This window comes from Moorena sp. SIO1G6, from assembly GCF_010672795.1.
Lineage (GTDB): Bacteria > Cyanobacteriota > Cyanobacteriia > Cyanobacteriales > Coleofasciculaceae > Moorena > Moorena producens.
The window spans coordinates 25,319-51,923 of the sequence record NZ_JAAHFZ010000029.1 but is presented as its reverse complement, the minus strand read 5'-3'; the positions used below and the strand labels follow the sequence as shown (position 1 = coordinate 51,923).

Annotated in this window: 32 protein-coding genes and 5 pseudogenes; 22 read left to right on the top strand and 15 right to left on the bottom strand. The window is 43.4% G+C overall.

Features of this window, described 5'->3' with window-relative positions; translation table 11 throughout:
• Nucleotides 1-332: 332 nt before the first annotated feature.
• On the top strand, nucleotides 333-6,818 hold the full coding sequence (locus F6K63_RS23695) for a two-partner secretion domain-containing protein (protein ID WP_287313261.1): 6,486 nt from the start codon (nucleotides 333-335) through the stop codon (nucleotides 6,816-6,818).
• A 49-nt stretch (nucleotides 6,819-6,867) separates the two neighbouring features.
• Here F6K63_RS23695 and F6K63_RS23690 read toward each other — a convergent pair whose 3' ends face one another.
• Complete coding sequence (locus F6K63_RS23690) at nucleotides 6,868-7,020, bottom strand: hypothetical protein (protein WP_287255941.1); 153 nt, start codon at nucleotides 7,018-7,020, stop codon at nucleotides 6,868-6,870.
• Between the two features lie 246 nt (nucleotides 7,021-7,266).
• Between F6K63_RS23690 and F6K63_RS23685 the strand changes: the two genes are divergently transcribed.
• From F6K63_RS23685 to F6K63_RS23640, 10 genes are all read left to right on the top strand, one after another.
• The gene (locus F6K63_RS23685; RefSeq protein ID WP_287313260.1) at nucleotides 7,267-7,536 is read left to right on the top strand and encodes a hypothetical protein; all 270 of its coding nucleotides are present in this window, start codon (nucleotides 7,267-7,269) and stop codon (nucleotides 7,534-7,536) included.
• 297 nt (nucleotides 7,537-7,833) lie between these two features.
• Nucleotides 7,834-8,424, top strand: coding sequence for a hypothetical protein (locus F6K63_RS23680; protein WP_287313259.1), 591 nt, complete (start codon nucleotides 7,834-7,836; stop codon nucleotides 8,422-8,424).
• A gap of 110 nt (nucleotides 8,425-8,534) precedes the next feature.
• Complete coding sequence (locus tag F6K63_RS23675) at nucleotides 8,535-9,227, top strand: hypothetical protein (protein WP_287313258.1); 693 nt, start codon at nucleotides 8,535-8,537, stop codon at nucleotides 9,225-9,227.
• Nucleotides 9,228-9,245: 18 nt separating this feature from the next.
• Nucleotides 9,246-9,455 carry a hypothetical protein gene (locus F6K63_RS23670; protein WP_287313257.1) on the top strand — a complete coding sequence of 70 codons (210 nt, stop codon included), beginning with the start codon at nucleotides 9,246-9,248 and terminating at the stop codon, nucleotides 9,453-9,455.
• The gene (locus F6K63_RS23665) at nucleotides 9,428-9,646 is read left to right on the top strand and encodes a hypothetical protein (protein WP_287313256.1); all 219 of its coding nucleotides are present in this window, start codon (nucleotides 9,428-9,430) and stop codon (nucleotides 9,644-9,646) included. The genes F6K63_RS23670 and F6K63_RS23665 overlap by 28 nt, the downstream gene beginning before the upstream one ends.
• Before the next feature lie 4 nt (nucleotides 9,647-9,650).
• Complete coding sequence (locus F6K63_RS23660; protein WP_287313255.1) at nucleotides 9,651-11,381, top strand: ShlB/FhaC/HecB family hemolysin secretion/activation protein; 1,731 nt, start codon at nucleotides 9,651-9,653, stop codon at nucleotides 11,379-11,381.
• A gap of 457 nt (nucleotides 11,382-11,838) precedes the next feature.
• Nucleotides 11,839-12,099 carry a ribbon-helix-helix domain-containing protein gene (locus tag F6K63_RS23655; RefSeq protein ID WP_287313254.1) on the top strand — a complete coding sequence of 87 codons (261 nt, stop codon included), beginning with the start codon at nucleotides 11,839-11,841 and terminating at the stop codon, nucleotides 12,097-12,099.
• Nucleotides 12,100-12,107: 8 nt separating this feature from the next.
• The gene (locus F6K63_RS23650) at nucleotides 12,108-12,452 is read left to right on the top strand and encodes a type II toxin-antitoxin system RelE/ParE family toxin (protein WP_287313253.1); all 345 of its coding nucleotides are present in this window, start codon (nucleotides 12,108-12,110) and stop codon (nucleotides 12,450-12,452) included.
• Nucleotides 12,453-12,592: 140 nt separating this feature from the next.
• Nucleotides 12,593-12,859 carry a type II TA system antitoxin, ParD family gene (locus F6K63_RS23645; RefSeq protein ID WP_287313252.1) on the top strand — a complete coding sequence of 89 codons (267 nt, stop codon included), beginning with the start codon at nucleotides 12,593-12,595 and terminating at the stop codon, nucleotides 12,857-12,859.
• A gap of 158 nt (nucleotides 12,860-13,017) precedes the next feature.
• Nucleotides 13,018-13,590: a Uma2 family endonuclease gene (locus F6K63_RS23640; protein ID WP_287313251.1), complete on the top strand. Its 573-nt coding sequence runs from the start codon at nucleotides 13,018-13,020 to the stop codon at nucleotides 13,588-13,590.
• A 48-nt stretch (nucleotides 13,591-13,638) separates the two neighbouring features.
• On the opposite strand, the pseudogene F6K63_RS23635 reads toward F6K63_RS23640, so the two are convergent.
• Together F6K63_RS23635 and F6K63_RS23630 are read right to left on the bottom strand one after the other, a co-directional pair.
• A pseudogene (locus tag F6K63_RS23635) lies at nucleotides 13,639-13,752 on the bottom strand (ACP S-malonyltransferase); the annotation flags it as partial.
• Between the two features lie 8 nt (nucleotides 13,753-13,760).
• A complete protein-coding gene (locus tag F6K63_RS23630) occupies nucleotides 13,761-14,129 on the bottom strand; it encodes a DUF433 domain-containing protein (protein ID WP_287313250.1) in 369 nt (122 codons plus the stop codon).
• Between the two features lie 470 nt (nucleotides 14,130-14,599).
• Here F6K63_RS23630 and F6K63_RS23625 point away from each other — a divergent pair, with 470 nt between their 5' ends.
• From F6K63_RS23625 to F6K63_RS23605, 6 genes and pseudogenes are all read left to right on the top strand, one after another.
• On the top strand, nucleotides 14,600-15,367 hold the full coding sequence (locus F6K63_RS23625; protein WP_287313249.1) for a peroxiredoxin-like family protein: 768 nt from the start codon (nucleotides 14,600-14,602) through the stop codon (nucleotides 15,365-15,367).
• Between the two features lie 129 nt (nucleotides 15,368-15,496).
• Nucleotides 15,497-15,598, top strand: a pseudogene (locus F6K63_RS37390) (type II toxin-antitoxin system HicA family toxin); the annotation flags it as partial.
• Complete coding sequence (locus F6K63_RS23620; RefSeq protein ID WP_071102570.1) at nucleotides 15,595-15,810, top strand: type II toxin-antitoxin system HicB family antitoxin; 216 nt, start codon at nucleotides 15,595-15,597, stop codon at nucleotides 15,808-15,810. The pseudogene F6K63_RS37390 and the gene F6K63_RS23620, both read left to right, overlap by 4 nt.
• Before the next feature lie 132 nt (nucleotides 15,811-15,942).
• Nucleotides 15,943-16,200: a hypothetical protein gene (locus tag F6K63_RS23615; protein ID WP_137985248.1), complete on the top strand. Its 258-nt coding sequence runs from the start codon at nucleotides 15,943-15,945 to the stop codon at nucleotides 16,198-16,200.
• Nucleotides 16,154-16,399, top strand: a pseudogene (locus tag F6K63_RS23610) (DUF4160 domain-containing protein). Before F6K63_RS23615 ends, F6K63_RS23610 begins: the two are co-directional and overlap by 47 nt.
• Nucleotides 16,371-16,637, top strand: coding sequence for a DUF2442 domain-containing protein (locus F6K63_RS23605; protein ID WP_008189761.1), 267 nt, complete (start codon nucleotides 16,371-16,373; stop codon nucleotides 16,635-16,637). Before F6K63_RS23610 ends, F6K63_RS23605 begins: the two are co-directional and overlap by 29 nt.
• A gap of 255 nt (nucleotides 16,638-16,892) precedes the next feature.
• On the opposite strand, the pseudogene F6K63_RS37970 reads toward F6K63_RS23605, so the two are convergent.
• Nucleotides 16,893-17,000, bottom strand: a pseudogene (locus F6K63_RS37970) (type II toxin-antitoxin system HicA family toxin); the annotation flags it as partial.
• An 82-nt stretch (nucleotides 17,001-17,082) separates the two neighbouring features.
• On the opposite strand from F6K63_RS37970, the gene F6K63_RS23600 reads away from it, so the two are divergent.
• Nucleotides 17,083-17,226, top strand: coding sequence for a hypothetical protein (locus F6K63_RS23600; RefSeq protein WP_287313248.1), 144 nt, complete (start codon nucleotides 17,083-17,085; stop codon nucleotides 17,224-17,226).
• Between the two features lie 82 nt (nucleotides 17,227-17,308).
• On the opposite strand, the gene F6K63_RS23595 is transcribed toward F6K63_RS23600, so the two are convergent.
• Together F6K63_RS23595 and F6K63_RS23590 are read right to left on the bottom strand one after the other, a co-directional pair.
• Nucleotides 17,309-17,530 (bottom strand): type II toxin-antitoxin system HicB family antitoxin, encoded by a 222-nt coding sequence (locus F6K63_RS23595; RefSeq protein ID WP_287255575.1) that lies wholly within the window; start codon nucleotides 17,528-17,530, stop codon nucleotides 17,309-17,311.
• Between the two features lie 131 nt (nucleotides 17,531-17,661).
• Nucleotides 17,662-17,916 (bottom strand): hypothetical protein, encoded by a 255-nt coding sequence (locus F6K63_RS23590; protein WP_071107614.1) that lies wholly within the window; start codon nucleotides 17,914-17,916, stop codon nucleotides 17,662-17,664.
• Between the two features lie 176 nt (nucleotides 17,917-18,092).
• On the opposite strand from F6K63_RS23590, the gene F6K63_RS23585 reads away from it, so the two are divergent.
• Complete coding sequence (locus F6K63_RS23585) at nucleotides 18,093-18,317, top strand: hypothetical protein (RefSeq protein WP_287313247.1); 225 nt, start codon at nucleotides 18,093-18,095, stop codon at nucleotides 18,315-18,317.
• A gap of 205 nt (nucleotides 18,318-18,522) precedes the next feature.
• On the top strand, nucleotides 18,523-19,467 hold the full coding sequence (locus F6K63_RS23580) for a flagellar assembly protein H (protein WP_287313246.1): 945 nt from the start codon (nucleotides 18,523-18,525) through the stop codon (nucleotides 19,465-19,467).
• A 129-nt stretch (nucleotides 19,468-19,596) separates the two neighbouring features.
• Here F6K63_RS23580 and F6K63_RS37965 read toward each other — a convergent pair.
• From F6K63_RS37965 to F6K63_RS23560, 4 genes and pseudogenes are all read right to left on the bottom strand, one after another.
• A pseudogene (locus F6K63_RS37965) lies at nucleotides 19,597-19,881 on the bottom strand (type II toxin-antitoxin system RelE/ParE family toxin).
• Nucleotides 19,874-20,092 (bottom strand): hypothetical protein, encoded by a 219-nt coding sequence (locus F6K63_RS23570; RefSeq protein WP_271969202.1) that lies wholly within the window; start codon nucleotides 20,090-20,092, stop codon nucleotides 19,874-19,876. The pseudogene F6K63_RS37965 and the gene F6K63_RS23570 overlap by 8 nt, the downstream one beginning before the upstream one ends.
• 335 nt (nucleotides 20,093-20,427) lie before the next feature.
• Nucleotides 20,428-20,589 (bottom strand): hypothetical protein, encoded by a 162-nt coding sequence (locus F6K63_RS23565; RefSeq protein ID WP_229419918.1) that lies wholly within the window; start codon nucleotides 20,587-20,589, stop codon nucleotides 20,428-20,430.
• An 81-nt stretch (nucleotides 20,590-20,670) separates the two neighbouring features.
• Complete coding sequence (locus F6K63_RS23560; protein ID WP_229419919.1) at nucleotides 20,671-21,009, bottom strand: DUF433 domain-containing protein; 339 nt, start codon at nucleotides 21,007-21,009, stop codon at nucleotides 20,671-20,673.
• Nucleotides 21,010-21,639: 630 nt separating this feature from the next.
• Here F6K63_RS23560 and F6K63_RS23555 point away from each other — a divergent pair.
• A complete protein-coding gene (locus F6K63_RS23555; protein WP_287313245.1) occupies nucleotides 21,640-21,963 on the top strand; it encodes a type II toxin-antitoxin system RelE/ParE family toxin in 324 nt (107 codons plus the stop codon).
• A complete protein-coding gene (locus F6K63_RS23550; RefSeq protein WP_287313244.1) occupies nucleotides 21,960-22,262 on the top strand; it encodes a helix-turn-helix transcriptional regulator in 303 nt (100 codons plus the stop codon). Before F6K63_RS23555 ends, F6K63_RS23550 begins: the two co-directional genes overlap by 4 nt.
• 414 nt (nucleotides 22,263-22,676) lie before the next feature.
• Here F6K63_RS23550 and F6K63_RS23545 read toward each other — a convergent pair whose 3' ends face one another.
• The 5 genes from F6K63_RS23545 to F6K63_RS23525 all read right to left on the bottom strand — a co-directional run bounded on the left by F6K63_RS23545 (nucleotide 22,677) and on the right by F6K63_RS23525 (nucleotide 26,562).
• On the bottom strand, nucleotides 22,677-23,366 hold the full coding sequence (locus F6K63_RS23545) for a hypothetical protein (RefSeq protein ID WP_287313243.1): 690 nt from the start codon (nucleotides 23,364-23,366) through the stop codon (nucleotides 22,677-22,679).
• 11 nt (nucleotides 23,367-23,377) lie between these two features.
• Nucleotides 23,378-23,599 carry a hypothetical protein gene (locus F6K63_RS23540; protein WP_287313242.1) on the bottom strand — a complete coding sequence of 74 codons (222 nt, stop codon included), beginning with the start codon at nucleotides 23,597-23,599 and terminating at the stop codon, nucleotides 23,378-23,380.
• A 160-nt stretch (nucleotides 23,600-23,759) separates the two neighbouring features.
• Nucleotides 23,760-24,431: a TraB/GumN family protein gene (locus tag F6K63_RS23535; protein WP_287256214.1), complete on the bottom strand. Its 672-nt coding sequence runs from the start codon at nucleotides 24,429-24,431 to the stop codon at nucleotides 23,760-23,762.
• Nucleotides 24,432-24,560: 129 nt separating this feature from the next.
• Complete coding sequence (locus F6K63_RS23530) at nucleotides 24,561-25,052, bottom strand: hypothetical protein (protein WP_287313241.1); 492 nt, start codon at nucleotides 25,050-25,052, stop codon at nucleotides 24,561-24,563.
• Between the two features lie 106 nt (nucleotides 25,053-25,158).
• Nucleotides 25,159-26,562, bottom strand: a complete 1,404-nt coding sequence (locus F6K63_RS23525) for a hypothetical protein (protein WP_287254034.1) — start codon at nucleotides 26,560-26,562, stop codon at nucleotides 25,159-25,161.
• Between the last annotated feature and the right edge of the window lie 43 nt (nucleotides 26,563-26,605).

Here is a 26,605-nt window from a genome sequence, read left to right as displayed (position 1 = left end):
ACATGATATTACAGTAATTTGTACTGCAACTGCATCAGCTGTATTTGAGATGTAAACCTGTATGGTCTTTTATTGGAAATAAAACTGAGGATCTCTTGCCCCTCTTGCCTTTTCCCTCTTGTATGCAAGCCTTTTCATGCAATACCTGTGTTAACAACCTAGATACAGACGCTATACCTGCTGACAATAATAATTGCACAATTGCGCAAGTACCCTTGCTTATATTGGCAATCAAGTTTGTAGGAATAGTTAACCTGATAGGTTAACCGAATACCTTATAATTCCTTCTGAGGGAGCAAAAAAGTAAAAACGGGAGCAAGGAGAATAATTCCATGGTTAATCAATCTTGGGGGTTGCTGAATCAAGTAATGAATAGAAGTAGAGTGGGCATCCTGCCCGCCCGAAAATATATTGAAACTGGCAAGATGCCAGTTCCACCAAGATGCCCATTCCACCTCACTCTTAAAATCATTCCATTATTAAGCAACGCTCAATCTTGGGGTCGTTACTGTGGCTTATTGAAGGTAGCCAGTTGCTTAACGATTGGTGTGTTTTTTCCCTTTGATAAACATCAAGCCTTGGCTGAGGTTACACCAGATACGACTTTAGGGGCTGAAAGTTCTCGGGTTACGCCTGATGCTGAGGTTAGGGGAGGGCTAGCGGATTTGATAGAAGGTGGAGCAGAACGAGGGGCAAATCTGTTCCACAGTTTTACTGATTTTAATGTTGAGGAGTTACAACGGGTTTATTTTGCTAATCCAGCAGGAATTGATAATATTATCTCACGGGTGACTGGCACTAATCCCTCAAGTATTTTGGGGACCTTGGGAGTCGATGGTGCTGCTAATCTATTTTTACTGAATCCCCATGGGATTATCTTTGGAGCCAATGCTCAACTGGATATTCAGGGTTCCTTTGTGGCGAGTACAGCGAATTCGATCACCTTTGGGGATGGGTCATCCTTTAGTGCCAATCCCGACAATTCCTCGTTGTTAACGGTGAGTGTGCCTTTGGGATTGCAATATGGGACGAATCAAGCTGGTGCGATCGCTAATGCTGGTAATTTGTCAGTGGGTAAAGACTTAACGCTCTCGGCTGGCAATCTTGATTTGCAGGGTCAGCTATATGCAGGAAGGGATTTAACCCTGGAAGCTCAGGATACGGTGCGGATAAGGGATAGCGCGATCGCACCTTTTATTGCAGCAGCGAGAGGGCAGTTTTTGGTGCAGGGGAATGAAGCGGTTGATATTTTTGCCCTGAATCATCCCGATAGTGGGCTGTTTTCTGGCGGGGATATGGTGTTGCAAAGTCCTTCTCAAGTTGGGGGTGATGCTCACTATTGGAGTGGGGGCAGTTTTCGGATTGAGCAGTTGGATGGAAGTTTGGGGGATTTGTATAGCCCCAATGACCCAATTATTCGCGCTAGGGGTGATGTCAGTTTCGACGTTTACATAGGAGCCTCATTGCACATTTTTGCAGGTGGCAGTGTAACAATTCCGGGCGTTGTTTTGATCAGGGACACAGACACAGCAGCTAACTCAATTCAGGAAGATGTCACCCTGTCTGATGGGGTAACTGTAATTGCCATTGATGGCAGCACTCAGCCAACTGTAGATATTAGAGCTGGAACTACAGCGTTTGATCCACCTGGAATTACAGGCACGGGTATTTTTTTTCCCATGCCTCCTAATACTGGCAACCCTGGGACAAGAGCAGACATCACTGTTGGTTCTATTATGGCCTGGGATATCTTCAATGAAGAGGAGAGTGGAACTGTTTTTTTAACGAATCAGTACCAACCAAATAACGCATTACTAGGTGGAGATATTCAAGTTGGAGGAATAATTACTGACCCCGGATTAGTTGGACTAGGAGAAGTATCAGAAGGTGGTGCAGTCACAATTGACTCCCGTGGTGATATTGAACTTAATGGTGATTTAAGCTCTTCCTTTTCGTTGATAGGTACTGGTGGTGTTGGTGGACTAATTACGCTCTATGCCGTCGGTAACATCACCACAGAGAATGTTAACTCTTTCTTTTTAGCTTTAGATGATGATGCCGGAGATGGAGGTAATATTTCCCTGAAAGCGGGTGGCAACATTACTACAGAGAGTATTAAATCAGGCTCGACTTCTGTTAACAACAATTCTGGGGATGGGGGCGTGATTTCTCTGGAGGCGGGCGGTAACATAACCACGGGGAGTATTGAATCGGACTCTGTCTCTGTTAACGGCAATACTGGGGACGGAGGCACGATTATTCTGGAGGCGGGCAGTAACATAACTATAGGTAGTGTTGATTCCAAATCTCTTGTAGTTAACGGTGATACCAGAGATGGAGGAATGATTACCCTGGAAGCGGGTGGTAACATTATTATTACAGGAAGTATTGATTCCTCTTCAGTGGCTGGTGGTGATTCTGGGAATGGGGGAGCGATTTCTTTGGAAACTGCTGCTGGCAGTATCTTTGCCGAGAATTTTAGTTCCAACTCTTTTTCTAATGATGGTAATGCAGGCGATGGAGGTCAGATTTATTTAAATGCAATCACTGGTACCATCACCACAGATAATCTTAACTCTCAATCACTTTCCGATAATGGTAATGCAGGCAATGGCGGCGGGATTAATCTCAGGGCATTAGGGGACATTCACATTACAGAAGACCTTGATTCGCAGTCAATTTCAGCGGCTGGTGGTGATGCTGGGAATGGGGGAGCGATTTCTTTGGAAACTGCTGCTGGCAGTATCTTTGCCGAGAATTTTAGTTCCCAATCTTTTTCTAATGATAGTAATGCCAGTGATGGAGGAGCGATTTTCCTAAACGCTGCTAATACCGTCACTACAGGGAATTTTAGTTCCGACTCTTTTGCTGGTAATGGCGATGCCGGTGATGGGGGTCAGATTTCTTTAAATGCAATCACTGGTACCATCACCACAGAGAATGTTAGTTCTGAATCTGGCTCTGGTAATGGCAATACAGGCAATGGTGGTAGAATTAATCTCACTGCATTAGGTGACATTCGCATTGAAGATCTTGATTCGGAGTCAATTTCAGTGGCTGGTGGTGATGCTGGGAATGGGGGAACGATTTCTTTGGAAACTGCTGCTGGCAGTATATTTGCCGAGAATTTTAATTCCAACTCTTTCGCTGGTAATGGCAATGCAGGTGATGGAGGTCAGATTTATTTAAACGCAATCACTGGTACCATCACCACAGATAATCTTAACTCTCAATCAGCTTCGGATAATGGTAATGCAGGCAATGGCGGTAGGATTAATCTCAGGGCATTAGGTGACATTCACGTTACAGAAGACCTTGATTCGGAGTCAATTTCAGTGGCTGGTGGTGATTCTGGGAATGGGGGAGCGATTTCTTTGGAAACTGCTGCTGGCAGTATATTTGCCGAGAATTTTAATTCCAACTCTTTTGCTGGTAATGGCGATGCCGGTGATGGGGGTCAGATTTCTTTAAATGCAATCACTGGTACCATCACCACAGAGAATGTTAGTTCTGAATCTGGCTCTGGTAATGGCAATACAGGCAATGGTGGTAGAATTAATCTCACTGCATTAGGTGACATTCGCATTGAAGATCTTGATTCGGAGTCAATTTCAGTGGCTGGTGGTGATGCTGGGAATGGGGGAGCGATTTCTTTGGAAACTGCTGCTGGCAGTATCTTTGCCGAGAATTTTAGTTCCCAATCTTTTTCTAATGATAGTAATGCCAGTGATGGAGGAGCGATTTTCCTAAACGCTGCTAATACCGTCACTACAGGGAATTTTAGTTCCGACTCTTTTGCTGGTAATGGCGATGCCGGTGATGGGGGTCAGATTTCTTTAAATGCAATCACTGGTACCATCACCACCAAGAATCTTAGTTCTGAATCTGGCTCTGGTAATGGCAATACAGGCAATGGTGGTAGAATTAATCTCACTGCATTAGGTGACATTCGCATTGAAGATCTTGATTCGGAGTCAATTTCAGCGGCTGGTGGTAATTCTGGGAATGGGGGAGCGATTTCTTTGGAAACTGCTGCTGGCAGTATTACTACTGGAAATTTTGATGCTGGAACTGTTTCTGTCGAGGGAGATGCGGGTGATGGGGGCATCATTGCTCTAGCAGCTTTTCATGGAACTATCACGACAGGAAATCTTAAATCTGAGGCTGGCTCTAATAACGGTAATGCAGGAGATGGAGGAGAGATTACCCTAGAAGCCAGAGACAACATTACCACAGGCGATCTAAACTCTAGGTCTTTTGGCTCTCTAGTTGGCAATGGTGGAAATATTAACCTGACTAGCACAGCAGAGTCAATTACTACAGGGAGCATCTCTTCCGGTGGCTCTTTTGATTTTGGTGGTTTTGGCAACTCTTTAATAGGAGAGGGGAATCGTGGCAACGTTACTCTTGATGCTTATCGCGATCTCATTCTCTCTCCCCTGATCGACGCTTCTGGTAGTGGGCCTGGAGGTAACATTACTCTTACCAGCCGAACAGGGGAAGTATCCTTGAAAGATGGTCTAATTAACAGCAATGGTTTTGGCAATGGCAGTGGCGGCAAAATTAAAATTGAGGGGCAATCGGTTTCCATAATCAACACAGATTTGACTACCAGATCATCTGGAAACGGAAATGGTGGCAGTGTTATCCTCACAACTCCTGGTTCTGTTTCCCTTGATAGTAGCCGTATTACCACCTCTTTGGAACCTGGAGCAATTGGTCAGGGAGGTGACATCCGCATTGAGGGAGGGTCAGTTTCTCTGTCTGATTTCACCATCGATACTGCTACCTTTGGTCAGGGAAATGCGGGCAAGGTCTCGATCAAGGCGGAGGACTTTGTCTCGCTAATCAGTAGTGCCGTTTTTAGCATTACTGCTGGAGAAGGGAATGCAGGCAGTGTAACTCTCGAAGCTGGAGGTAATGTTTGGCTAAAAAACAGCAGCAACATTAGCACGGCTGTGGACTTTGGAGCAGTAGGTAACGGAGGTAATGTTGCTATCAATGCCTATTCTCTTTTGATAACAGATGGCTCCCAATTGCAAGCCCTAACTCTTGGAACAGGAGACTTGACTAATGACACGGGAAACTCAGGCAACATTTCGATTAATGTTTTAGATTCTGTAACTGTCTCTGGAGTGGGTTCAGATGGATTCTTGAGTGGGATATTTACTTCCTCCGAAGCAGCCAATAGTGGCCAGGGTGGGAATATCGAACTTAATGCGGATCACCTGCTGGTATCAAATGGGGCGGTTTTTAGTGCTCAGACTTTTAGCACCTTTGATGGTGGTGATATTACCGTGCTTGTCAGTACGCTGGAGTTTAGGAACGGAGGACAGTTCCTCACCAGTACTTTTAGCAGCGGAAAAGCAGGTAATATTATAGTCACTGCCAGTGATAAGGTTACTATCACTGGCAGTGATCCTAACTTTGCTCAACGAGTTAACCCTACTCCCTTGCTTAGGAATGATATTGATGTTAGTCGCCCCACAATTCTGTTTGAAGCTGAGCCAAATAACTCAATCACTCAAGCCCAAGAACTTGATAGTTCCTTCTCAATTAATAGTCCCGATGCTGCCAACCCTTTAGTCGAGTTTTCCACCAGAATTCCCTATGTATCAGTATGGGGTACAGGTTCTGAGCCAGCTACATCTGACTACTATTCCTTTGAAGTTGGAACAGCAGGGACTCGGGCAATTATCGATATCGATACATTCGGTAATTCCCCAAATTTAGACACAGTAGTCCGCCTCTTTGACAGTGAAGGCAACTTACTGGCATCTAATCAGGATGCTCCGGCTTCCCTTGGTGCCTTTGGTAGTCAGGGTAATAATGACTCCTATCTCAGGCACGTCATTACTTTGCCCGGTACCTACTTCATCCAAGTTACCCAATCTGGAAGTGTTGGGATTAGTGATTCACAGGCTTACAATCTCCAGGTTTCCCTTGATACTCCTAAGGTTGTAGCCAGTGTTGTCAATGCAGGTTCTGCCAGCGGGATGTTTGCAAAAACTCAAGGCACTGGCACTGGTGGAAATATAAACTTAAGCACGACCAACCTCGACTTGAGCGATGAAGCCGAGATATCTGCTCAGGCTCTAGGACAAGGTAATGCAGGTAACATCACCATTGAGGCTTTAGAACTTTTCAGCGCCACTGACGGCAATATCATTACTTCTACTACTCAATCTGCCGGAGGTGAGATCAAAATCATAGCCAAAGATATTAGGCTACGTGGTGATAGTGACATCACCACCAGTGTCTTCAGCGGTGCTGACAACGGGGGCAATATCACCATCACCACTGACTCGCTCATTGCCTTCGCTGACAGTGACATCCTGGCCTTTGCCCGTGATGGCCGAGGAGGTGATATTACCTTCAAAACCCCCATCTTCTTCGGCTTTGCCTTCCGTCCAGCACCAAAAGGCACTGATCCAGCCACTTTAGATAATAATAACCGAGTCGATATCAATGCCAGTGGTGCTACCGATGGGGTTATTCAGGGTTTACCCAACCTCGATTTTATCGAAAACAGCCTGACAGAGTTACCGGACAATCTGATTGACACCGACAATCTGCTAGCCAATAGCTGCATTGTCCGAACCAGTGAACAAGAGGGACAATTCATCATTACCGGTGGTGGTAACTTACCCACCCGCCCTGGGGATGCTTCCGTTTCACGTTATCCCACTGGAGAGGTACGCACGGTACCCAGTGAGAGTGCCTCTCGTCCTTGGCAAAAGGGTGACCCAATTGTTGAAGCAACGGGGGTGTATCAACTGCCCAATGGACGCCTAGTGATGGGGCGGGAATGTTCTTGAGGCTGGGGGTTAGGGATTTTGGGCAAAAGGTTTGAGTGCGTAGGGTGCGTTAGGGACGGGCTTGCCCTGATTTTCTCAGTAGCCAGTGTTGGGATAGTCCGTCCCGTAACGCACCACCCAACAGGGTAAACGGTTTAATTAGCAGTATGTAGTTTTCAGCAATTCCACTGACCAAATCCTGCCATGAGTCTTGTATATCCAAGCGATCACATTGGTAGATATGGTTAATGAATTATATCAGCCTTAACTTTATTCTTGAAATTAAGCAACAAGCTAAGGGAGTTGCTGAACAAATTATCTCTAATTAATTTGTTTTTTTTGAACAACTAACGACCAATATCTAAGCCTTAAGTTTGGCTAGATATTGGGGTTCTATAGAATTCATTAAATACCTAGAATGTGAAGGATAAACCAGATGATTTTCATGATAGAGAAGTCAAAACCGATCATGACTATTGCCGCTATTAGTACAGTGTTGGTAACAAGTCTAATTAGTTCGGCTTCAGCACAGAATTATCCAGAAAATTGGCGCGATAGTAATAATGACGGTATTTTTGACCAGTCCTACGATCCGTCTTTCTCCCCAGAAAATTGGCGCGATAGTAATAATGACGGTATTTTTGACCAGTCCTACGATCCGTCTTTCTCCCCAGAAAATTGGCGCGATAGTAATAATGACGGTATTTTTGACCAGTCTTACGATCCGTCTTTGTTTTAAGACACTCCTAATCAAAACTCTAACCGAGAGGGTGCATCTCATTTTTACTGTTTGACCCGGTGAGTGTAACAGGCATCTTGCCTGTTACAGTTTTCGGACGGGCTGTCCCAACACTGGGAAAGAGGTGGAAAATCAGAGCCAGCCTTTTGGTGGTGCGTTACGGGGCGGACTATCCCAACCCTGGCTACGAGGCTAAAAATAAGGGCAAGTCCGCCCCTAACACACCCTACGCACTAATTGAAAACCACTATATCTTCATCAGCAACAGACTGATTATTTCAACTTAAGGAGAAACAAATGCGGTTTGGATTATTTTCTTCTCTGATCACAGCCACCATTATCATTACTTCTGTTATACCTGCCTATGCTGAACCCTACAGGTCTTGGATTAACCATGATGCTTTAGCTGATAATCCACGCACCTATTGCAACGATATTGTAGCTGCTAATCGGCAAAATAATATTGTTTCTACTGAGAGTACTAGCAGTCTATCCCATCAGTTTAATCGGGAATACTCTCAAGAATCTAACAGCTTCTATAACCGCGCTGCTGGAGGTGGAGGTGGTGTCAGTATTTTTGGAATTCGAGGTAATGCTAATGGTAAAAAAGAAACAAATCGTCGCAATAGTCAAGCTACAAATCAAGTCCAAAGTGGTCGGAATCATCAGCAATATGGACAGCGTTATCATCACGATCTCTCAAGTGTTACCAACGTAGTAGCTGGATTAAACTGTGAAGCATTCGTTAAAGGTGCTGCGTATATAGAAGCAACACAACTCAATGCTGATGTTCAACATCATGCGATTGATGCTAAAGAGAGTATGAATCGTCTAGAACTAGAACGTCAACTACAGAATAATTTTTTCTACATGTTGATGAATCCGTAGTCTCGAAACACCCCTAGGGTAAACGCAAGCCTCTACCTTAGGGGCAAGATATTTGTCTGAGACCGTTATTGAACAGATTCCCAAGTATTTTCGTTTTTTTGGAAAGTGTCATGAAGCGCAAATTAATCTTAGGTACAGCTCTAGTTATTTCTATTTTAGGTAATTATACAAATGCCTTAGCTGAGGAAGATTATAAAATCGAGGGTAGTTATCAGAATCAATCAACTACCGATAAAATCGAGAGTAGTGATCAGAATCAATCAACTCCGGAGCCTGCTGTTGTTATTCCCAAAAACTCCGCTGTTGTGGTTGCTTTTCCTAATCATGTTGATTTTCTAATTAAGGAAAACCAAAGTTTATTACTGAATCTAGTTTTAGCCCAGCCAATCAAAGATAATTCTGGCAAAATCGCTATTCCAGCTAATTCGATAGTGCCCGCTAAGTTAGTTCCCTCAGCTAGCGGAGCTAAGATATTAGTTGAATCAATTGTTGTAGAAGGTAAATTGTTACCATTGCGAGCGGAGAGTCCAGTAATTCCCGCTAGTGAAATCACAGTCAATAATAGTGATCAGCAAGCCAAGAAACGTACTCGTACTTCTGGAATACAAGGGATGGCAATCGGTTGTTTAGTAGACAGCGTATTTGATATCTTTGGTCAAGATTGCAGTAGTGATTCTCAACGTATTGGTGGTACAGCTGGTATTTTAATATCAACATTCGTTCCTCAAGACAACTCCGAAGTTGTGAGAGTTGTCCAAATTACTCAGGGAAGTGTTTTTGTTTTATCTATGGAACAAGAGTAGCTTGACAGCAGTTTTCATTTGAGTAGACCACAAAATCGGGAGTCGGGAGCGGTGCGACCCAAGGGCGATTTACTCGCCCATTGGAAAGCGCACCGAGGGAGTCGGGAATATGGAGAATTACCAACTAGTACTTTTGTTTATGGATCTGCGATCGCTTTTTCTGTGGCGTTGCATAAATGCGGGATGATTTTAATAGTTTTGTGGCATGGGCATCTGGCTGTGGCATGAGCCTCTTAGTAGAACAGGCATCTTGCCTGTTTCATTTCCGACCAGGCAGGCATCTTGCCTATTTCATTCCCGAGCAGGCATCTTGCCTGTTTCATTTGCGAGCAGGCATCTTGCCTATTTCATTCCCGAGCAAGCAGCATGCCCACCCCACTCCTATTCATCCGAAGATTCAGCAATGCGAACAAGGCTGAAACTATGTATCATACACTGAAATCGATTGTTGTAATTTCAGGCTCTAGCATTATTCCCATCGTGAGCCTAACTATGGGGGCAGTTGCTCAGTCTACTCCACCCCCAGGAGTGAACCTTCCCACCGAAACCCCTGAGAGGATTGAGGAAACTATTCCCAAGCCATCCGATTTACCTCCTCCTGTTCGTGAAGAATCTCCAGCATCACCACCGGATCCAAGTCTGGAAATTCCTTCCTCTCCCCAACTCCCTGAAGTTACAATTCCATCCAGTGTGCCATTCTTCGTCACAGAAGTGGAGGTGTTGGGCAATACCGTTTTGCAAAAAGAAATTGCAGATAAAAAAAACCCATATGAGAACCGTGAAGTAAGGTTTGAAGAGTTGCTTCAACTGCGTTCTGCCATTACTGAGCTCTACATTAAAAATGGTTACATCACTTCTGGCGCATTTTTGCCCGTCCAAGACTTTAGCAAAGGTGTTGTGAAAATCCAGGTGGTTGAGGGTGACTTAGAACGGATTGAACTGGAGGGATTAAACCGTCTGCGGGAAGGATATGTGCGCAGTCGCCTTGAACTGGCCACTAACCCACCATTAAACCGAAGCCGCTTAGAAGAAGCCCTGAAACTGCTGCAACTTGACCCTTTACTCAATCAAGTGGATGCCGAATTAACTGCAGGAAGCGGCTCTGGTAGCAATATTTTGCAAGTCAAACTCAAAGAAGCGTCTGCCTTTCACGCTGGTATTTCTACGGCCAACAACCAATCTCCCAGCATTGGTTCACTACAAACCAGGCTGTTTGTTGCCCATGATAATCTTTTGGGTTTTGGCGATCGCTTCAGCACTCAATACAGCTTTACCGAAGGGTTAGACCTCTACGATATCAACTATTCTATCCCCGTCAATCCCTACAATGGCACCCTTACTGTACGCTACAACAACAGCGACAGCGGCATTATCGAAGATGAATTTGAGGAGTTTGATATCGAAAGCGAAACTCGCACCTTTTCTGTCAGTTTTCGCCAACCGATATTCCGCTCCCCAGAAACTGAATTTGCTCTGAGTTTAGCCCTAGACTTGCGTCGCAGTCAAACCTTCTTACTTGGGGAACCTTTTTCTTTCTCAGTTGGTCCAGAAGACGGCGAATCCAAGGTAACGGTATTGCGATTTTCTCAAGATTGGATAGACCGTAGTAGCCCTAGTCGGATATTAGCTGCTCGCTCTCAGTTTAGTTTTGGGTTGGGTGCCTTTGATGCAACTATCAACAACACTGGGACTGACGGGCGATTCTTTAGCTGGTTGGGACAATTCCAATTGGTACAACAGTTGTCACCGAGAACAACGCTGATCACACAAATTAATGCTCAGTTAACCCCAGATTCTTTGCTCTCCCTAGAACGCTTCAGTATCGGTGGCGTGGATACTATCAAAGGCTATCGACAAAACCAACTGGTTGCTGATAACGGTATCCTGGGTTCGGTACAAGTCCGCATCCCTCTCACCTCAGACCCTAGCAAACTACAACTAGCCCCTTTTTTTGAAATCGGTACAGCTTGGAATAATCTAGATCCTGACCCTGACCCCGCCACCATTGCTAGCTTGGGAGTAGGTTTGCGATCGCAGATTATCTCTGGTTTAGATTTGCGCTTAGACTATGGTATCCCGTTGATTGAGGTCAACAACCGGGGAAATTCACTACAAGAGAATGGTTTCCACTTTTCAGTGGGCTATCAGCCGTAGGTTCACAGCTGACTTTTGAGCAAAAGTCTATGCGATGAAGCGTTCGCAAAGCGTGGCCGAAAGGCCTCAGCTTCCGCTAAAAGCGATTGACATGCAGGTCACGCTACGCGAACGCATTCCTCTAACAATCTATATGTAATCGTCTCAAGACCACCATCAGATCAGTATCAGAGCAATTGTACCCATTAATAAAACTCAAAAGGTGAATCTCTCTGGATAGGCTTTGCTAACTAGGGGGATGAGCTGAGATTAGTAGTGTTAGGCTCTTAGTGTCGATAACCACACTTACCGGGATTACCTTGAGGGAAGCCTGGGAGCTTCATTGTTTTAGGGAGTAGGCAGTGACTGTGTGACTGGTGACAGCTAAAGGGCAATATATGCGAAATATTGCCCTTTAGCTGATGTAATGTTAGAGTTTTTATAAACACTTGCTGTCAAGGAGCGTGCTATGCCGTCTGTGAACAATCAGCCCCCCAAACGCATCAACGCTACATTGCCGGAACCGCTAGCGCAATTTGTCGCCGAGATGACAGGAGAAAACGGGCTATACGAAACCCCCAGTGAATTTGTTCGGGATCTCATTCGCAAACATATGGAAAAAACTGCTGCGGCTGAACGATACGCCATAAACAGCTTATTGCGGCAGTCTCTCCATGAGAACAGTTATACCCCTCTGACAGAGGATGATGCCGAAACCATTCGCCATAGCCTCAGTTAAATAGCACGATGACATTCTCCATGCAAAAAAGTGCCCTGTTTATGCGACAGTGGCGGGACTATGCACAGAATTACAAAAACCGTGCTGGAGTAGATGTGGCCGAACGATTCATCGCCGCCGTAGAGCAAGCCTTGGATTTCATCAAAAACAATCCCTATGCCTGCTCTCTCTACGATGCCGGTGAAGGATACGAGGATCTGCAAGTCTATCAATTCAGAAAATGGCGCTTGCAAGGTTTTCCCCATGCGGTGCTGTTTCGCTTAGAAGATAACGCAACCATCCTGGTGGAAGTCCTGTATGCCCATAAAATGGATATACCATCGCGTCTTATGAGTGATATGGAAGGGATTTAGTTAGGTAAGGTGATGTTTTCTTAAGCATCAATGGGGAGAGGGGAAACGCGGGGACGCGGATAAGCAACAAAAGTTGTTATTGTACAAATGTTTTTATTTTCCTAAGATGTTCTTGTTGTTGAACAACATAGGGATTTCCCATGCCTAGGCTTTCGATTGAGATCACCCCAGAACAGCATCAGAAGCTCAAAGCGATTGCAGCCCTGAGCGGCAAAACTATTAAGGAATATGTGCTTGAACGCTGTCTGCCTGATGTGCCCATCAACCCAGAACTAAGCTCGGAAGAAGCCCTCGCTCAACTGTCTGCCTTTCTCAAGCCGAGAATAGAAGCGGCTGAACGGGGTGAATTCTCCCCCAGCACTTTTGCAGATATTAAGCAGAAAGCACGTAACAACATCCAGTCCTGAATGAAGATGCCCTGATTAGACGTTTTGCAAAAGTGGTCTGAATCCCGCAGATTCCCTGGTATCAAAACGCTTTTGTAACAGGTCTATAGGCAATGAATGGTCTCATTATTAAAGCTGAAATTGATAAAATTAAGATAGATTAACTCAGGATAATTGGTATGACTGAAACGATTGATCGAGTCAGTTGGATAATCGATGATTTAGAACTATTGCCTCACTCTGAAGGGACAATATACGAAATAATCGAAGGAGAATTATTTGTGACTCGTACGCCTCACCGACGACATCAACAAATTTGTGGCAGAATTTTTAGTTATTTGAATAATTGGTCAGAATCAACAGATAATGGGGAAACCATTATTACTCCCGGAATCATCTTTTCAGATGCCGATAATGTGATTCCTGATGTAGTGTGGGTAAGCCAAGAAAGATTAGCTCAAATAGAAGATGAAGCCGGACATCTGACCGCAGCACCAGAATTAGTGGTGGAAGTAATTTCTTTTGGTAAAGAAAATGAAAAACGCGACCGCGAAGTGAAAGTCAAATTATATTCAATTCAAGGAGTAAAAGAATATTGGATTGTGGATCGTTTTCGTAAGCAAGTAGAGGTATATCGCCGAGACAAGGGGAAATTAACTCTAGTTGCTACCTTATTTGAACAGGATGAGTTAACTTCTCCTTTATTACCAAATTTTGTTGTACTAATCAATCACTTATTTCCGGTTAAGTAAAACAGCACGTATAACTGAAGAATATCACCAAAATTATAGGTTGTAATAGTCCTGAAATGTAAAGAAGCGAATAGGTAACAGTTCCAGCCATCCTTCAGCAGAGAGTGTTCCCCAAAATAGAACAGCATCGCCAGTTAAATTGTAGTCAATCAGAAAGTTCATGGCTATGCCTAGGCTTCAATTCGCGCTTTCCATGCTTGGAGTTTTGCACGGAGGACTTCCTGACCTGGCTTCGGAGGCATTGCTGCAATCTTGGCAAATCGTTCTCGATTTCGGTCTTCCCAATATTGCCGAATTTCCTTTGCTGTTTGTAGACATTCTTGGTATTCCGCTTCAAACTCAATATGATGAGTTTCAATGTAGGCTAGCGCTGAACGAATCTGATCATGATTAAGACCGAGTTTTTCAGAGATCAACTGTTGTGGATACTGAACCTTCAGGTAATCCATCAGGTCGTAAAGAGTGATGCGTGTACCTGCGATTGTTAATCCCCGCTCTGTCCGAATGATTGCTGGTTCTTCAGTAGGTGCTGACACCATATTAAACCTCTTATCCCTGCTGGATAGCTATCTATTCTCTTGATACCCAATGTCCATTATATTCAAAGCCCGTTCGCTTACTCATTGAGTTGATTGGCGATCGTACCAGGCTCAACTCGATGGTACTTTGAAGTAAGTCCCGAATTTACGATCGCGTAGCGTGACCTGCATGTCAATCGAGGCCGATAAATACCTTTGATTGAGGCAGCAATTTGAGTAGACCTGCTGGTAATATTGAGTATCTGGTTTGGCTGGGAATGGAGAGCCACCAACAGCCTCCTGATTTAGCAGCAATTCAAGAAATTATAGAAGAAGCGATCGCGTAGCGTGACCTGCATGTCAATCGCATAAGCGCGGAAGCTGAGGCCTTTCGGCCACGCTTTGCGAACGCGTGACTCGCAAAGCTCAAACCAATGTCGAAGCGTGCTTTACTTTTAATACCACATTCCCCTTAAAACAACCGGTTTATAATGAATCCTTACACAATCTTAAATCAGACCCAGTGCCAGCGGGTAAGTGATGGAGTCATCCTGCCACTTCTGAGCGGTTGTGAGTCAGCCACCCGCCAGCTGGTACTTGTCTGGCCCCAACTTGGAGATTTCGACAGTCTCGAATACGCTTGGTGGCTGCAACGGGAAGCAAAAAGGTTACAGGGCGAGGGTATAGTAATACGAGCTGTTGGTATTGGCAATCGCGATTCTGGTAAGCGATTCTGCAACTATACGGGGTTTTCTGGGGATTGGCTGTTTGTCTGTCCCAATGCACAGCTGCACCACCAGCTTAATCTTTATCCAGGACTATCCCTCAAGCTACCAGGGCTCTCAATAACCCTAAATGCCTACTTTAATCTGCTGCTGATGTGTGCGGGTATTGGTAGTCCTGGCACTCTAGCTGAAGTATTTCGAGGCTATTGGGGCGATAGCCAGGCTCCGCAGTTGCTCGATGATGAGGAGGTTGTGCGAGGTATACCACTTCCCCCTATCAAGGGCTCATTCTTCCGGCTGGCTGGTGGCAAAGGTTTTCAAAGACCCTTTGAATTGGCAACCCTGCGGCTGCGGAATATGACAGAGGTTTTAAGCCACTGGAATACTTATGTGCCCAATGGGGCTTATCTGACCCAGCGAGGGGGAACCTTCTTATTCGATTCACAGGGGAAATTACTCTACCAATACCGGGATTGCGGACTCCTTGGCTTTGCCCAGAATATGAGTCGTCCACTGTCGTTTTTATTAGATTAGCTCTACCAAAGCGATAGTAACAATGTCTTGATAGATCTTGTGTAATCGAACGCACTTTACAAGAGCGATGCTCCTTTGGAGCCGCTAAAAGCGAACGCACTTATTTGAGTTGATCAAATTCCTTCTCAAAAGCCAGGTATTGTAGTAGTTCCAGGTAAGCTAAGTGATGATATACCCATCGGAACATTAGGTGCAATTTGGAAACAAGCACAGTTAGGAGATGAACGATGAAAAAATATGCAGTAATTTATGAAAAAGGCGATACCAACTGGGGGGCAATTGTGCCAGATTTACCCGGTTGTGTTAGTATTGGTGACACTTTGGAAGAAGTCCAAGAAAATGTTAAAGAGGCGATCGCACTTTATCTGGAAGTTTTGGTCGAAAAAGGAGAAAAAATTCCTCAACCTCAAACCAAAGTCGGATTTGTAGAAATAGCAGCTTAATCCCTAGTTTATCAAAATGCTACAAGATCTATTGGGTAGGATGGTGCGTTCGGTGATATTCTGTCAATAAATCTCTTGATAGATCTTGTGTAATCGAACGCACCCTACAAAAGCGTACGCACTTGATAGCTCTTGTGTAATCGAACCCACCCTACAAGAGCGATTGGCCGTAGGCCACGCTACGCGATGAAGCGTTTCGGCAAAGCCGACGCTACGCGAACGCAAAGCGTGGCCTACGGCCTCAGCTTCCGCGCTTATGCGATCGCACTACCAGACGACTTGATCGTGCTGCAAGCCAAAGTTCAAGACATGGTAACCAGCATAGTGTTAGAATTATTCCATTATGCCAACAATTTTACGGATCGGTCCAAATCGTTTCTACTTTTATAGTCATGAGCCGAATGAACCGCCGCACATCCATATTGACCGTGATGCTTCATCTGCTAAATTCTAGCTGGAACCAGTCAGTCTAGCTAGCAATGTTGGTTTCAGTGCTAAGGAACTTCGGAAATTGCAAGGGATAGTCCAGGAAAATCAGAAAAATCTATTAGAGGCTTGGTATGGGTATTTTGGCAATTCGAGCGGATGAGAGAGTTAAGAATGTCTACTTTACTGAAGAAACCATTAGTGTTGATTTAATGGATGGCCGGAAAATTACCGTACCTCTAGTTTGGTACCCAAGGCTACTTAACGCCACACCCGATCAACGTTCAAATTGGGAAGTTTGCGGTGGTGGTTATGGCATCCACTGGAGCGACATAGACGAGGATTTGAGTACAGAAGGGATGCTGCGTGGTGCGCCAGCCCCATCCTCCAGAAATTTATGAGTTAATCGAGGTCAGGGACCCTAACGTTCAATGATTGGGGAAATTCAGAGGCGATCGAGTTCCCCCCAAATATTGGTATGTTGGACTTTGGACAAAGCACCCTAAGAATGACCCGATCAATAAGTTCATCTAATTGGTGTTTGGCTTGATTGCTCGTAATTGCTTTCATTTTGAGATAGTCATAGTTGTATACACCATAAAGATAACAGAAATTTACAGATTTTTTTTGTCAATAAAATCTACGGGCGATCGCACTTATTTGAGTTGATCAAATTCCTGATCACTAATTCCTAACTGCTTGAGTATTTCTCGAAATAACCAACCTCCAATCTCAGCATTACCATGAACAGGAATAGTGGTTGACCATTTTTGAATTCAAAATGCCAAATTCAAAATTCAAAATGAATCGCCTTCTAATTTTGAATTGTTTCCACAGGTGCGAGCCGTGGCGAATTTAATTCGCCAACGGAAAGCGCACCTAAGGATACAAGCCACCGAATTCATTGATAGGGTATTTTTTAATTTTGAATTGATAATTTTGAATTGGAGCGTTCGCGTTCGCGGAGCGTCGGCTTTGCCGAAAGCGTGACCTACGGTCAAGCGATTGACTTCCTTTTTGACGAACTTTCTGAAAGCCTAATTTTTTAGCAACTTTTTCTAAGGCTTTAGCTTTAGCTGGCATGAGAAACAGTTACCTCGACATCATCAGGTAAATTTTTGCCTTCTTCGAGGTATTCTTCTTGAATCATCTCAAAAACAGGATTTAATTCACAGAGGGCTGCTTCAGGAGTTTCTCCCCAGGCATGACATCCTTTAATGGCTGGAATATAGGCGACAAAAGTTCCATTGTCATCGGGACGTAAAATAATTTTATAGTCGTTTATGGATTTCATTGTTGTTTTTATCTAGATATTTTTTTGGCTGTCTATTCTATCGTTGAAAGACCCAACAAAGAGTAATCGGTGCAGATGTTAGATTACGAGCTAATTGGCATCAGCCTAGTTCAACACTCACGGGTTTGCTTTCATGAATCGACTGGCAGGTTATACTGGCGACGCTGCTCTTGGGCAAACTCATGGAAAGACCGAAATCGACCTGCCTGGAAATCATTCAGTCCTTTTTGAATGCCCTTGATAGCCTCCTGTGAATCTTCCACCTCCGACTCTAAGACACTAGCCAGCAATTCGGACGCAACCAAGCTAACATCTTGACCTCGCCGAGCAGCATATTCACGCAGTAGTGCTTCTAATTCTGAGCATAGGGTAAGAACAATTGTCATCGAGCTACTTCCCTCCCAACCTTTGCTTATATGCTGCATTCTAGCAAAGTGTGGGGGGCGTTACTTTAGCATTTCCTCAACCCACCCGACAAGATCGCGTACGCACTATAATATAAAAGTGCAACAAATTGTCAAGCCTGAACAAATTAATACTCTCGATCTTGAGGAGATAAATCATGAATCATTCGAGTTCTGAGCTAACACGTCCGCTTACTGAGTTGCGTGACGATATATTATTAGAAATTGAAAAAATACCCGACGAACAGATTCCACAATTATTACAAATCCTTCGTTTATTTCGTCAAAGCCAAATGACGAATAAAGAATCTGTAGATCATTGGCAAAAAGCGATGGTTCAGCTGGAAAAATCTGATCCAATTCAACGAAAACAGCAACAATAAAAGTTAAAGCAGTTATTTAAATCGTGGAATGAGTTAGACGAAGAAGAAGACCAAAAAGAAACTTGGGAAATCATTAAATCGATCAAAGGAGTTTCGATTTAACCTAAGATGAGCAAAGTGATAGTTTTAGATTCGGCCCCTGTTGGTTTAATTACAAATCCAAAAGGCGCTGCGTTGTCACTGAAATGTCAAGACTATTTATCTAATGACCCGATTTATCCACGACCAATTTGCCAAAGATTATTTAGAAGAATTGTTATCACAATTTGGGGAATGTCAGGCTCCCCTAGAAATCCGCAGCGAAATCCGACAAGTCGATGTATTTTTTGCCCCGGCCAATCAAGCACAAAATTACCCAGAAGCCTTAGGCTTATTAGGGAAATTAGCTACAACGCCTTGTTTGTTTGAACCCTTTAGAAATCCGGTTACTATTAACGAAATTCGGACTTGCCTCCTGAAATTATTAGAGGTACACACAGATTTTATTCGTCAAGGTAATCGAGAGAATACTCGCCTCAATGAGGAGAATTACCCAAAATTATGGATTTTGACCCCGACAGCATCTGTTAAAATATTAGAAGGCTTTGGTGCTAAGAGTGATCCGGACCATTGGGGTGAGGGGATTTATTTGTTACCCTCTTTCCTAAGGACTGGATTAGTCGTAATACATAAATTACCAAAGACCTTAGACACACTATGGTTGAGAATGTTAGGCAGAGGCAGGGTCCAACAACAGGCCATTGATGAATTAGAAGCACTGCCAGAAACAAATCAATTTCGGGAAAATACTTTATTGTTGTTATCTTCTCTGCGTAGTAACTTGGAAGTAAGTACAGAATTAGAACAGCAAGACAGGGAGTTAATTATGCGGTTATCACCACTTTTATTAGAAAAATTAGAAGCTGCTACTCAGTCAGGAATAGAGCAGGGCATACAACAAGGTATACAACAAGGTATGCAGCAGGGTCTGAGGATGGAGCGCACTGCGATTATCGAAAACTTGTTGAGAGTTCGGTTTAATTCTATTGATGACCAACTTAGAGGTATTATTGAACCAATGCTGTCCTTATCTAATCAAGAATTTTCCGCTTTAATTTTACAGTTATCTCAGCTATCCCGTGAGGAATTATTAGCAAGATTCAGTGATTAATTCAAAGTTAAAAATTAAAAATTAAAAATGAATGAAGCCCAGTAAGGGATGGTGCGTTCTGTGATATTAGGTCAATAAATCTCTTGATAGATCTTGTGTAATCGAACCTACCCTACAAGAGCGTACGCACTAATAAACTTCATCGTGAGTGCCAATATCAATTAAAATGATTTCTTCTTCTAAGGTGTCTTGATTTTGTTCAAAGTTGAAAATAAGACGACAATCATATTCAACCGAACAAGCTCAAGCACCTGATAATTTACCTTTGAGTTTATGAGTGCGTAGTATAGGATTATAAGGATTATCAGCCAGTAATCTTAATTTGGCTTCAATTTTTGGTTTTAAATTCGGTTGACGTTTAATGATTGCCTTAAAAGCTCGTTTAAATGATGATGTTACAATTAAATTAGTCATTGTTTAATTCGGCGATAACATCATCAACTGTACCCCGAAAAACGTTACCTTGTTGATATTCTTGGTGAGCTTTAGTTATATTAACAGCGATTTCCTCTCTTCTTTTTTCAATTTGTCTATGTCTTACAATATTAATTAAATCGTTCTGTTCATCTAAAGAAAGAGCGTCAATCATTTCTAAAATTTGATGGAATTGAATGGTTTGCATCATTTTTTACTCTCTTGCCAAACTCTTAGTTTACTCTAAGCTAATTTATTCATTATATTCAATTTAACACTCCCAAACAAATGATCGCACTTTCCCAAATCAGAATTTTAGAAAGGGCCATGTTAGTTGGAAATGTTGGGTTTCCTTCCTCAACCCAACCTACAAGAGCAGGCTACCAATTCAAGCCTATAATGGTGGGCACTTGTGTTTGTAAATCTAGGATTTTATCAAAGATTATCGCACAAGTGCCCACCCTACAAGCTACAAGATTAGCCCAAAGGGCTACGCTTCTAATGTTGAGTTCTTTTGCCATTTTATCGAGTTCGGTGAGCATAGGGCTAGGAATTTCCACTCCTTGTGGTTTCTATATCCTGTCTTCTTCGTGAAGTCATCTGACGGCGTGTTCCGACTCTTGTGGTTGTGGAGTCAAAATAGCGGTCTATAACGTCTTCTCCTGCTTCAATTTTTTGTTCAATTTCTTCAATAGAAATATTGTTCATAAATTTCTCTCTCCCTTTTCGTGCTTTGACCAGATGTGATTAACCAGATATATTCCCCTTCATCTTTGGTGTTGCCGAAGTTTAGACATTGGCTACTTCGCTTTTTTGTTCAGCTACGATCGCGCTGTCAATTTCGGTTTGATGTGCGGTGTAAAACCCTAGTGCGTCGTTAATTTGAGTTTCAGTTAACCCATATTCCTCGGCCAGCTGGTTGGGAGACATTCCCCATTGGTGGGTGGCGATCGCAATTGTCTGGACTCGAATCCCTGTCCCACGAATGACTGAGACGGGGTGACCACTGGCTCCTTGACGATAAGTAATGTGGGGAAAGCTTGGGTCATGGAATTGATGCTTGATTTCGGCAACTTTTTCAGCCACTGCCCATAAAATCAAGTCGTCGAGGGGAATGCCTTGACGCAAAGCACATTGTTCTACAACTTGGCTGAAGTTGAAGCGGCAAGTTAAGGGAGTAGGATGCCATCTTTAAGGTAAGGTCTGCATTGTCGGTTAATTTACCTTCCGATCCTAACGGATGCTCTTAGTATAGCAGAAGTCAGAAGTCAGAAGGAACGAAGTCAGAAGTCAAACTCTTGCGCTTCTTGATGCAGTCGCTCATGGGGGAAACCCCCAAGACCGCTTAGGTGCGCTTTCCGTTGGCGAATTAAATTCGCCACGGGTCGCACCTCTGCATCGCTTACTTAGGTTTGAGACTTTTGTCATGTCCTAACTGCCCTGGCGACTGCTATATAACGCGATCGCACTACACCTCCCGCGCGGGTTCCACAGTTCCCACACTTCCCAGCCGACCCGCTGGAAGTTGCAGAAGGCGATCGCTTTGATTGGTGGTTGGTTGGTGCTAACGGCTGTTGATAACCCACCCTACAAGAGCTACGATCGCACTATCTCTTCCATCGTGCCAGCATGTTTTTGGTTAAATTCACCTATTTCTCGATTAACCTCATTTTTCGCAACTCGATCATATGGTGAATGGCCTACGCACATTATCTTAAGACATCACCCAAAAGTTATCAAATATGATAACCTGTAACTATGAACTGGCAAATTACTTTCTACAACGAGAAAGTAGAACAAGAAACATTGAACTTTCCACCAGGCATCCTCGCTAATTTTCTACACATCGCTGAGATGATTGAAGAGTTTGGTCCGATGCTCGGGTTACCATACACAGCTTCAATGGGTGGCGGACTTTTTGAAATAAGGTCAAAAGGTAAAGAAGGTATTGGTCGCTCTCTTTACTGTATGATCAAAGGAAGAGAAGTAATTATTCTGCATTCCTTTATTAAAAAGTCGCAAAAAACACCAAAAAAAGAATTAGAGCTGGCCAAAAAACCTATGAAGGAGATAAAAAAGTGACCCGTCCAACCTTTGCCAAGTTTAAAGAAAAAGCTCTAGAAAATAGTGAAGTTAAAAAAGAGTATCAAGCTCTTGCCGTAGCTTACGATCTTAGAAAGAAACTTATTGACCTAAGGAAAAAAGCCGGTTTAACTCAAGAAGAATTGGCAAAAATTATAAATACACAAAAGAGCAATATTTCCCGTTTAGAGAATGTTAATTCATCTTATTCTCCCAAGCTCTCGACGATCGAAGACTATGCTCAGGCGGTTGGATATAAGGTAGAAATTAATTTTGTGCCAATTGAACCTTCTCCTTAACCTGAACCTATAACCATATTTATGAGTTGGCTCTTGGATTTCATTGGTTATTGGCGATCGCACTCTCCAGTAGGGTGGAGAAGGCGACAGTGTAATCCACCGAGTCCCTTATGGGATGGTGCGTTCTTTATCTGAGGTCAATAATTTTCAAGTTTTATCTTTTGTAATCGAACGCACCCTACAAGAGTGACGCCCGCACTATCTCCTCCATCGTGCCAGCGTGTTTTTGGTTGAATTCCCCTATATCTCGATATACCTCATTTTTCGAAACTTGTACGTCTGGTGAATTTTTATCCTGAACCGCTTGATATATCGTCTCTTCCGCTGTAGCATTCTCTTCTTTATCCTCTGTAGTAGAGCTATCGGTGCTAGCAGTATTTTCGGCGGATTTAGAAACTTCAAATAGCTTTTCTCTTAAGGCATAGGCATCACGAACAAACTAATTTGCTCTGGTGGAAGTTTTCTCGCGTCTGCTATTTTTTTGTTAATATCCTTTATCTCAGCATCCAGTTCATCTTTGGTCATATTAAACAAATGACCACCAATCGGTTTACCGGCTTGGCTGGACCCTAAGGCATCATAATGCTGGCTATAAGACTCCTTGAAGTTATTGAGTAAGGTTTGATAATCAGGGTCAGAGGTATTGGTATCTGAGTCATCTTTAGTTCCACTATCGGGAGAATCGCTGTCACGCTTGGTATAGGTTAAATGATCCATTAAAGCATAGGTATCCTTGAGCATTTTTTTGGTATTGTCTGAAGGGACTTTTACCGCTTTCTCCATCGCCTGAGCGAGTTGATCCACTTGTTGATTGACCTCACTCTCGGTCATGGTAAATGGATTTTTTAATTGATCGAAACCTTTTACATCCTCCAATTTCTTAAACATATCCCCCGTAGAGTCTTTGAAAGAGGCTAGTTCCGACCTTGAGATGGGTTGACCACTTGACCTTTTGTCTCTCAGACCTTGCGCCTGCTTTAAAAGCGATGCAGCGCGGTCTTGGGGAGGCAGCGCGGTCTTGGGGAGGCAGCGCGGTCTTGGGGGTTTCCCCCATGAGCGACTGCCGTGGTTCCCCCCATGAGCGACTGCCGTGGTTTCCCCCATGAGCGACTGCATCAAGACAAAGAGGCTGCATCATCTTGGGACAGGTTAGAAGCACCGGCAAGAGCCTCACTCAATTTCTCAATCTCCGCCTCGGTGGTCATACCGGTGATCGGATTGATTTTTCCTTGGGATTGGGAGTTGGAAGAATCTGAAGATGCTTTTGAAGTCGCTTTTGCTTTCTCAGGGTCTTTTTTCTTCTTGCGGATTTTTTTGACTTTACTAGGGAGTGACATATATAGTCGTTTCTTGGCTTATTATCATTTGATCTGGTGAGCGTGGAGGATTATTCTGTTTATCTGCTCTATCGCCTGCCTTGTCTATTTGGTATGTGCGTTATTAACACACCCAACAAGAGAGGCGATCGCATTCAGTACCTCTCTTTCTCCTCCCATTTTATTCTCCTTTTTGGCCGAAATTAAAATTCATCTTTACCTCTGTCCTAATTGCGACGGCAGGCACTGAAAGCATTTCTGAAAGACCGGGAACTCCTTTGTCGAAGCCTAACGTGTTTTTATCTTCTTCTTTATCTGTTTTATCTGTCTGAGTTTCCAGATGTGCATTCCCCACTAGAGCTATGTATTTACCACTATTCTGACTGTCTTTAATTACTTTCATTGCGTATATATTCATAGTGGCTTCCCTGGCCCTCTCTCGATCAGCTACGGAAGAATAGGGTCTTGTGGATGCTGCAGGCGAGTCGATACCGATAACCCGAATATCAGCTTGTTCTTTATTATTTTTAGCTTTTATAGCCTTCAATAAATCTAAATAACTGTAATTATCCTTTTTTGTTTTATTTATTAAAAAGCGTTGAAGTTCCGGTGAGAGTTCACCGTCTAGTTTTAAATAATCATCAACCATAGACTGATAGTCTGACCTTATGGCCTCCAGATAGACAGACTTAACTCCCATCCCAACAAAATTGTCGAGATTTTCAATTACCTGTTTTCTAGCAGCATCATCAGAATGCACTTCACCAATAATTAAGCCTTCTTCATTTTTAAGTATTGTCGCAATTGTATTATTCTCTGGATCTGGGTTATTTTGTACCCATTTGTCCTTCAAGTTCTTTTCTTGCTCAAAATTAAAATTGTTTGAGAATTTGACTCCTTCTTGCAGCAGTGCTTTATGTTCAGTATCAATTTTTTTTCGTCTCTTTTTGGTATCATCTTCTCCAAATAAATCGTCGAAAAATTAAGCGATGCCACTCTTGTGATTCGGAAACTTAGGATCGCGGCTCAAGTCCAGTGTCTGCAATATTAAATCAGCAACTTCAGGGTATTGATCTATAAGCTGCTGGCCAGAGTATTTTATTTTAAAAACATCTTTTGAAAACCTATTTTTCTCAAATACAAAATTTGGATCAGCTTCAACTCTGTAATTTTCTAGGGCCTTCTTAAGCTTATCAACATTTTCTCTTCCCTTTACTATGGTTAGTTTTGATCCCCTATCTTGAAAACTATCAAAAGTAGGTTTCGATGAAGATCCAGCACCTAAATCTGGCGCAGCAAGTTCATCTATTTCAACTTGATCAAGGCTTTCCTCTTCAACCCCCTGCGCAACTTCCTCAGTTTCGGGAGCAACGGGTTTAGTAGCCCGTTCCATCTCTCCCTTCTTCTTTCCTCTTCTTTTCTTTAGTGCTTTACTTGCTCCCTCTTCAACTTTTTGTTTGATCCGACTCAACATACAAACCTCCTGATAGACATTTAATTTATCCTGGTGGATCTTTTTTTTAATGGTTTGATTGGTCTTAGACTTTCACAGGATTTAAACCCGAATTATTCGGTTATTATTAGCTTAAGGTGTCAAACGTTGGGATACCCACCGACAGTGTGACCGTAGTGTCAACGTGGTACTTCATCTCCACCGAGGACAATTTATTCGTTCCAGTGCGACTCCATAGCTCTAAAACCTTACCGTTTCCCTCATAGAGCGCAAAGTGGTCATTGTCGCCCCATCGGATAACCGCTCCCTTTGGTACGTATTTGTCCATTAGATCTGGATATTTCAACAGGCGCGAATCCAGATCCATCCCACCATTAAGAAATCCAAAACTCTCCTGATCGGGACCTTTTTCTCGATTACCCACCACCACTTTGAGTTGGTTCCACGATAACAAACCTGCTTTATATGACAAATAGGCTATACACTCCCAGCAGTTCATCACCGTAGGCTCTGTCCGTGGGTTGGATTCTTGCAGCAATTGCTTTAGATCGGTTTCACTGTCCTTGTCCACAGAGCCGCTCCAAGTTAATTTCCCCAAGAGCTGTTGCCCAATTTTGATAGACTTTTCCATATTGGTAAGCATTTGCATCGTACTCTCGAGCGCCTCTTCAACATCTTCTATTCTTGAGCCTCTCGCTAATCGACCCAAACTAACGAGCTGTCCATGTAGCGATTGCTTCGACTGCTCTCGATCCAAAGGGGCTGGTGAGGAACTTAATCGATCACGTTCCATTGCTTCATAGGCGCTGGCGATTTGCTCCGGCGTCAGATCGACAAGTTTGTTCAGCTTAAATAGATATATCTGATCGTAATCATCCCTAAGCAAATGAATAAGCTTTTCCATATGCTCTTTATCTATATGTTGTCGCCATTCGGAAAACCCAAAATTCATTAATCCCGGCGCGGGTTGGGTATTAACCAATCCTAAAACTCTTGTTTCAAACTGCTCTAGCTTAAATCCTTCGCCATACTGTAATAGGTCCTCTGTGTTGAACCCTGTGCTGGCTTGGTGGGACAAATGTCTTATGCGCAAAGGATTATATTTTTTTGCGAGCGCCTGCATCCTGGCTATACTGCTTGCCTTTTGTTCCTCCTTTAGCACTTCTCTGGCTATTTCTCCTAAAGAAGTGCCAGAATCATACTTGCGTAAGATCACGCTGGCATATCGATCCAGGTTGATGTTCCCCTTATCACTTCCGAACGATTGTATAAGTTCTTGTTTCACCTGTGGCAACGCAGAATAGTCCAAGCGTATTAGAGCCTCTGCTATGGTGCTAGCATCATCGCCTTCCTGTATTCGCCTTTTCACATATTCCGGAAATCTGGAATCAAGCTCCGAGAAACCGTGAGCAGATAGCTCTTCTTTTACTAACGCTTTTTTGTATTTCTCCCGCGTCGTTTTTTCTTCTTCGTTAAGAGCAATGCTCTTCTTTTTCCCTTTATCGGCTTGTCTTAATAGAATGTCACGCATGATATTCAGATTTCCTCCTTTTACTCTTTTAGTTTGGTTTATC